At 68.8% G+C, this 7,055-nt stretch carries 8 protein-coding genes and 1 pseudogene; 1 reads left to right on the top strand and 8 read right to left on the bottom strand.

The features are described from left to right. From D588_RS0121800 to D588_RS0121765, 8 genes and pseudogenes are all read right to left on the bottom strand, one after another. Nucleotides 1-530 (bottom strand): annotated as a pseudogene (locus D588_RS0121800) (aminodeoxychorismate synthase, component I); the annotation flags it as partial. A gap of 183 nt (nt 531-713) precedes the next feature. Continuing rightward, the gene (gene fabF / locus D588_RS0121795; protein ID WP_010342474.1) at nt 714-1,949 is read right to left on the bottom strand and encodes a beta-ketoacyl-ACP synthase II; all 1,236 of its coding nucleotides are present in this window, start codon (nt 1,947-1,949) and stop codon (nt 714-716) included. Nucleotides 1,950-2,078: 129 nt separating this feature from the next. Continuing rightward, on the bottom strand, nt 2,079-2,318 hold the full coding sequence (acpP, locus tag D588_RS0121790) for an acyl carrier protein (RefSeq protein WP_010342475.1): 240 nt from the start codon (nt 2,316-2,318) through the stop codon (nt 2,079-2,081). Nucleotides 2,319-2,523: 205 nt separating this feature from the next. After that, on the bottom strand, nt 2,524-3,267 hold the full coding sequence (gene fabG, locus D588_RS0121785; RefSeq protein WP_010342476.1) for a 3-oxoacyl-ACP reductase FabG: 744 nt from the start codon (nt 3,265-3,267) through the stop codon (nt 2,524-2,526). Nucleotides 3,268-3,358: 91 nt separating this feature from the next. Beyond that, the gene (gene fabD / locus D588_RS0121780) at nt 3,359-4,303 is read right to left on the bottom strand and encodes an ACP S-malonyltransferase (protein WP_017917507.1); all 945 of its coding nucleotides are present in this window, start codon (nt 4,301-4,303) and stop codon (nt 3,359-3,361) included. A gap of 555 nt (nt 4,304-4,858) precedes the next feature. After that, nucleotides 4,859-5,842 (bottom strand): beta-ketoacyl-ACP synthase III, encoded by a 984-nt coding sequence (locus D588_RS0121775; protein WP_017917506.1) that lies wholly within the window; start codon nt 5,840-5,842, stop codon nt 4,859-4,861. A gap of 97 nt (nt 5,843-5,939) precedes the next feature. After that, nucleotides 5,940-6,134 carry a 50S ribosomal protein L32 gene (gene rpmF, locus D588_RS0121770; RefSeq protein WP_010342479.1) on the bottom strand — a complete coding sequence of 65 codons (195 nt, stop codon included), beginning with the start codon at nt 6,132-6,134 and terminating at the stop codon, nt 5,940-5,942. Nucleotides 6,135-6,235: 101 nt separating this feature from the next. Next, complete coding sequence (locus D588_RS0121765) at nt 6,236-6,745, bottom strand: YceD family protein (protein WP_010342480.1); 510 nt, start codon at nt 6,743-6,745, stop codon at nt 6,236-6,238. Between the two features lie 144 nt (nt 6,746-6,889). Between D588_RS0121765 and D588_RS25860 the strand changes: the two genes are divergently transcribed. Then, the coding region (locus D588_RS25860) for a Maf family protein (RefSeq protein WP_043086806.1) at nt 6,890-7,055 on the top strand (166 nt) is incomplete at its 3' end.

Below are 7,055 nucleotides of genomic sequence, written 5' to 3'. Positions count from 1 at the left end.
CGCCCCTGCCACGCCGGCGCCGGTGCGGCCGCGGGCAGCGCCTGCAGATCGGCGAGCACGGCGTCCAGCAGCGCTGCATGCGCGGGCTCGGCCAGCGCGACGCAGTCGCCGGTGACGTGATCGCGCAGCAGCGCCGCGGGGCAGCGCAGGGCCAGCACCGCGGGCGTGGCCGCAGCGGAGGGCGGCAACTGCAGCACCGGCTCCACCTGCGCAGCGAGTTCGTAGTCCAGCAGCAGCGCCCAGCCGCCACGGAACGGCCAGCGCGGCTCGTCGCGTTCGCAGCGTTCGGCCTGCCAGTGCGTATCCAGTGCGCTCAGGAAATCCCCGGCCACCGCGGCGCCATCGAGCGTGCGGGTGACCCCGTCGCGATCCAGCCGCAGGCCCCGCCCGTCGGCGACCAGCAATAGATCCCAGCGCCCCTGCGCCGTGCCCGACGCCGCCGATTCCAGCAACACCGGATACCGCTGCGGCGCCAGGCGATGCAGCGCCAGCAGATCGACCTCGGCCGGCAAGGGAACGGTACGCAGCATCGAAGATCCGCTAGAAGAATGAAAGAAACGTCAGGAAACGGAAGGCGTCGCCAGACAAGCTCCAAGCGAGACCGCAGCAACGCGCGCGGACCTCACGCGCGCCGCTGGATAGATGGACGCGCGCGATGGGAGCGAGGCGCCGGCTGTGACGATTCCCGATTCCCTATTCCCGAATCCCGGCCCTCAGACCCGCTTGAACACCAACGTCCCGTTGGTCCCACCGAAGCCGAACCCATTAGACATCGCCACGTCGATCTGCTTCTCGCGCGCCACGTTCGGCACGTAGTCCAGGTCGCAGCCTTCGCCCGGTTCGTGCAGGTTGATGGTCGGCGGGATGATGCCGGCGTGGATCGCCATCACCGAGAAGATCGCTTCGGCACCGCCGGCGGCGCCGAGCAGGTGGCCGGTCATCGACTTGGTGGAGCTGACCATAGTCTTGTAGGCGTGATCGCCCAGCGCACGCTTCATCGCCAGGGTCTCGGCCAGGTCGCCCAGCGGCGTGGAGGTGCCGTGCGCGTTGAGGTAGTCGATCTGGTCCGGATTGAGCTTGGCGTCCTTCATCGCCGCCACCATGCTGCGCGCGGCGCCTTCGCCGTCCTCGCTCGGGGCGGTCATGTGGAAGGCGTCGGAACTGGCGCCGAAACCGACCAGCTCGGCATAGATGCGCGCGCCGCGCGCCTTGGCGTGTTCGTACTCTTCCAGCACCAGCACGCCGGCGCCGTCGCCGAGCACAAAGCCGTCGCGCTCCTTGTCCCACGGGCGCGAGGCGGCGGCAGGATCGTCGTTGCGGGTGGACATCGCCTTCATCGAGCAGAAGCCGCCCACCGAGGTCGGCGAGGAGCCGCGCTCGGCGCCGCCGGCCAGCATCACGTCGGCGTCGCCGTGCTGGATCATGCGCATCGCGGTGCCGATGGAATGGTTGGAGGTGGCGCAGGCCGAGACCGCGGAGAAGGTCGGCCCCTTCAGCCCTTTGATCAGGCTCACCTGCCCCGGCAGCATGTTGATGATGGTGCTGGGCACGTAGAACGGCGAGATCTTGCGCGCGCCGCCCTCGTGGAATTTGACGGTCTGTTCCTCGATGCCGAGCAGGCCGCCGATGCCGGAGCCGAGGATCGCGCCGATGCGCTCGGCATTGGCCTCGGTGATCTCCAGGCCGGAATCATCCAGCGCCATGAACGAGGCGCCGACGCCGTAATGGATGAACGAATCCATCTTGCGCGCGTCCTTGGACGAGATGAACTTGGTCGGATCGAAATCCTTGATCTCGCCGGCGATCTTGGTGGTGAACTGAGACGCATCGATCTGGGTGATCGGGCCGATGCCGGAGCGTCCGTTGACGATCCCTTCCCAACTGCTGGCCAGGTCATTGCCCAACGGCGACACCAGGCCCATGCCGGTTACGACGACACGACGGCTCATTGCGAAATCTCCTCACCGCGATACGCGCGGCCTTGACGCTGTAAAAACACAGGGCCGCATGCGCGGCCCCATGGGATTGTCACGCGCATCGGGCCCACGCAGGCGCCGATGGCGATCGCGAACGCAGCCTCAGCTCTTGACGTGCGCCTTGACGTAGTCGATGGCCTGCTGCACCGAGGTGATCTTCTCGGCTTCTTCGTCCGGGATCTCGCACTCGAACTCTTCTTCCAGGGCCATCACCAGCTCGACGGTGTCCAGCGAGTCGGCACCCAGGTCATCGACGAACGATGCGTTGTTGGTGACTTCTTCTTCCTTGACGCCGAGCTGTTCGACGACGATTTTCTTGACGCGTTCTTCGATGGTGCTCATTGGGATATCGCTCCAGATGGAGTAGTGGTGGTTCGAGTTTTAGGATCCCCGCACACGGATGTGCGGTGCTCCTGTGAGGGACTCACAAAACGCCATCGGGCTGCGATGGCCGCGTTGGGTAGTGTAGTGGAAACCGACTGGCCCTTGCAGCACTGCACAAATGCCGGCCGATCAGCCACTTAGGCGCGTCCACTGCGCCGCAGGCTCACGGCATGTACATCCCGCCGTTCACGTGCAGGGTTTCGCCGGTGATGTAGCCGGCGCCGGGACCGGCCAGGAACGCCACCGCGTTGGCGATGTCGGACGGCTGGCCGAGCTGGCCGAGCGCGATCTGCTCCAGCAGCGCGGTGCGCTGCGCTTCCGGCAGCGCCTTGGTCATATCGGTGTCGATGAAGCCCGGCGCGACCACGTTGACGGTGATGCCGCGCGAGCCGATTTCCTTGGCCATCGACTTGGAGAAGGCGATGATGCCGGCCTTGGCCGCGGCGTAGTTGGCCTGGCCCGGATTGCCGGTCACGCCGACCACCGAAGCGATGTTGACGATGCGGCCCTTGCGCGCCTTCATCATGCCGCGCAGCACCGCCTTGGAAGTGCGGAACACGCTGGTCAGGTTGGTGTCGATGATCGCCTGCCAGTCGTCGTCCTTCATCCGCATCAGCAAGTTGTCGCGGGTGATGCCGGCGTTGTTGACCAGGATCGAGACCGGGCCGAATTCCTTGGCGATCGCCTCGATCAGCGCATCGACCGCGGCGCCGTCGGTGACGTCCAGCGCGCGGCCATGACCGCCATGGGCGGCCAGGCGCGCGCCGATCGCCTGCGCGCCGGCGTCGGAGGTGGCGGTGCCGATGACGGTGGCGCCCTGCGCGGCCAGTTCGTCGGCGATGGCGGCACCGATGCCGCGGCTGGCGCCGGTGACCAGCGCGATCTCGCCCTGCAATGGCTTGCTCATCTGCGTTTCCTTGGAGACGGACGGCGCATGGCGCCGGGGGAAAGGAGGGAAACCAGCGCGGGCGAACGGCGCACCGCGCGGCGACCGGCGATCAGGAGGCCCAGGCCTCGCGCGCGCCGGCGAACTCGGCGGGCGTGCCCAGGGCGCGGCCGTCGAGCGACTTGTCGATGCGCTTGACCAACCCGGTCAGCACCTTGCCCGGGCCGCACTCGGCCAGGCGGGTGGCGCCGCCGGCGGCCAGCGCCTGCACGCAGCCGGTCCAGCGCACCGGCAGATACAACTGCTCGACCAACGCCTGGCGGATCGCCTCGACGCCCTCGTGCACCTGCGCATCGGCGTTCTGCACCACCGGCAGCTGCGGCGCCTGCCAGGCCAGTCCGCGCATCGCCTCGGCCAGGCGGTTGGCCGCCTCGCGCATCAGCGGGGTGTGCGACGGCACGCTGACCGCCAGCTTCACCGCCTTGCGCACGCCGCGCTCGGCCAGCAGTGCCAGGGCGCGGTCGACCGCCGCGGCATCGCCGCCGATCACCACCTGCCCCGGCGAGTTGTAGTTGGCCGGCACCACCACCTGGCTGCCGGCGGCCTGCGCGCAGACCTCTTCGACCAGCGCGTCCTCGGCGCCGAGCACGGCGGCCATCGCGCCCACGCCGGCCGGCGCGGCGTCCTGCATCAGTTGCCCGCGCAGCCGCACCAGGTGCGCGCCGTCGTGCAGCGACAGGGCGCCAGCGGCGACCAGCGCGCTGTATTCGCCCAGGCTGTGCCCGGCCAGCTGCGCCGGACGCGCCCCACCCTCGGCCAGCCACAGTCGCCACAGCGCCACGCTGGTGGCCAGCAGCGCCGGCTGGGTGTACTCGGTGCGGTTGAGCATCTCTTCCGGGCCGCCCTGGCTCAGCGCCCACAGGTCCACGCCGGCGCCCTCGGAGGCTTCGGCGAAGCTGTCGCGCAACTGCGGATGCAATTCGGCCAGTTCGGCCAGCATGCCCAGCGATTGCGAACCCTGGCCGGGGAAGACGAAGGCGAGTGTGGAATCGGTCACGCGGTCGGCCCTGCGAAAATCGAGCGGCGATGATACGGGCGAAACCGGCCGGGCGTCTGTACCCGGGCGTATGTGAAATGGCGGCAGGCCCATCGCGCGCCGCCGCTCGCGCCTCGCTCGGCGGCGCCCGGTGTCAGGCCGACAGCAAATGTGAAGCGTGGGACGCACGCGGGCGCACGGCGTTGCAATCGCGCGCGCGGGCAAGGGGCTGGCAGCGCGTAACGGCGGAGAAGCGGAACGAGGGGCATGTCCGATGGACGCGGCTGGACGCCCAGGCGACAACGCAAAAAGCGCGCACCCATAGGCGACCACGCTGGGCGAATCGCGCTTTTCGCGCGCGGCGTGATGTCGCGAAAGGAAGACAGACGCGGATAAATCGCGGCACAGGCCGCGCGCGACCACGCACCGCGATGCACGCGCCGGACGCGCTGGCGTCAGGAGAATTGGGTTCGGCGAGCGCATTGCCGCGCGTCGTGGCGACGACGCACGGCGCCCGGCATCGGATCGCGATCGCGCGCCGCGACGCCGCCAACGGCGCCGGGCGCGGAAACAGGCTCAGTAGCGCAGCAGCGCCGAGCCCCAGGTGAAGCCGCCGCCGAAGGCTTCCAGCAGCAGCAACTGGCCGCGCTGCACGCGGCCCGACCGCACCGCCACGTCCAGCGCCATCGGCACCGAGGCGGAGGAGGTGTTGCCGTGGATGTCCACCGTCACCACCACCTGCTCCATCGGCAGGTCCAGGCGCTTGGCGGTGGCCTCGATGATGCGCAGGTTGGCCTGGTGCGGGATCAGCCAGTCCAGGTCGTGCTTGTCCAGGCCGTTGGCCTCGAGGGTCTCGTCGACCACGGCGTCCAGCGCCTTGACCGCGTACTTGAACACCTCACTGCCCTTCATCTGGATGCCGCCGGCGGCGGGGTCGCCGGTGCCGTCGCCCAGCCCGGTGGCGATGCCGACCGGATTCCACAGCAGTTCCTTCTTGCTGCCGTCGGCATGCAGATGGGTGCTGAGGATGCCGGTGTCTTCGTCGGCGCGCAGGACCACCGCACCGGCACCGTCGCCGAACAGCACGCAGGTGGTGCGCTCGGTCCAGTCGACGATGCGACTGAGGGTTTCGGTGCCGATCACCAGCACGGTCTTGGCGTCACCGCTGCGGATGAACTTGTCGGCCACGCTGAGCGCGTAGACGAAGCCGGAGCAGGCGGCGTTGACGTCCAGCGCCGGGCAGCCGACCACGCCGAGGCGGGCCTGGATCAGGCAGGCGGTGGACGGGAAGATCAGATCCGGCGTGGTGGTGCCGACCACGATCATGTCGAGTTCGGCGGCATCGATGCCGGCGGCTTCGATGGCCTTCAGCGCGGCCTCGTAGCCCAGGTCGCCGGCGGTCTGGCCGGGAGCGGCGATGTGCCGCTCGCGGATGCCGGTACGGCTGCGGATCCATTCGTCGCTGGTGTCGACCATCTGCGACAGATCGTCGTTGGTCAACACTTTTTCAGGCAAATAGCTGCCGGTGCCCGCGATCCTGGAATAGATCCGCTTGCTCATGCTGGTTCCTGTTGCCTGTTACGCAGGCCGCCCCGGTACGGCGCGGCCTGTGAAGATGGGTGACTCCGTCCGCCGCAGCGCGGTGGACGGGCACGGATCAATCTTCTTCGACCTGCGCGGTCTTGGTGGCGATCACCTTCTTGCCACGGTAGTAACCGTCGGCGGTGACGTGGTGGCGCAGGTGGATCTCGCCGCTGGTCGGATCGGTCGACAGCTGCTTGGCGCTGAGGGCGTCGTGCGAACGGCGCTGGCCGCGGCGGGACGGGGTGACACGGGATTTCTGCACAGCCATGGGATTGCTCCAAACTCGGTTCGTTTACATCTGTCGTCATTACGTCGCGCAGGACGCGCGCGTCCGGCAACAACCTCAGGCAGCGGCAGGCGGACCGACCGCTACTGTTTCTTCAGCGCCGCCAACGCCGCGAACGGGTTGACCTTGCTCGTTTCTTCCTCGGTCGCCGGCCAGTCGCGATCGACCGCCTCGCTTCCGGGCGCCACCGGCACCAACGGCACCGCCAGCACCAGCTCGTCCTCGACCAGATCGGCCGGCCGCAGCATGCCGTCTTCCGGCACCAGCAAGGCCTCGTGATCCGGCGGCAGCGCGGCTTCTTCTTCCTCGCTGCGGATCAGCCCCAGCCGCTGCACGCTCGACACCGGCAGCAGGAAGCGCTGCAGGCTGCGCTGACAGATCAGCGGCAGCTCGGTTTCGATCTTCAGTTCGACATAGGACACTTGCAGTACAGCGTCGCGGCCGAATTCCAGCGTGTAGCGGCATTCGCCTTCGGTGTCGGCCAGGCTGCCTTGCAGACGGGTCATCGCCGAGAGCGGCAGGCGGTCTTCGAAGACCCTGCGCGCTGCGACCATCCGCCAGGCATCCAACAGTTCGGGCACGTTCGCGGACATAAGCCGCAGAATGTTAAGGACTGCCGGGGCCGCTGTCAAACCGCCCCCTGGGCCGCTGCCAGCCCAGCACCGAACCGCCTTGCCGGTCCGCGCCAGCCGCCGCAGACTGCCGGCCCCGGCCTGCCGCCGCCCGCCCTTCCGCCGATGCCCGCGCTGATCCTGGCTTCCACTTCCGCCTACCGCCGCGAACTGCTGCAACGGCTGCGTCTTCCCTTCGACTGCGCGCGCCCGCAGGTCGACGAGACCCCGCTGCCCGGCGAAGCGCCGCTGGCGCTGGCGCAGCGGCTGGCGGCGGCCAAGGCGGCGGCGG

This window comes from Xanthomonas sp. SHU 308 (assembly GCF_000364645.1).
In the GTDB taxonomy this organism is placed as follows: domain Bacteria; phylum Pseudomonadota; class Gammaproteobacteria; order Xanthomonadales; family Xanthomonadaceae; genus Xanthomonas_A; species Xanthomonas_A sontii.
The sequence above is the reverse complement of the archived record's forward strand: the minus strand, read 5'-3'. Positions and strand labels throughout refer to the sequence as shown.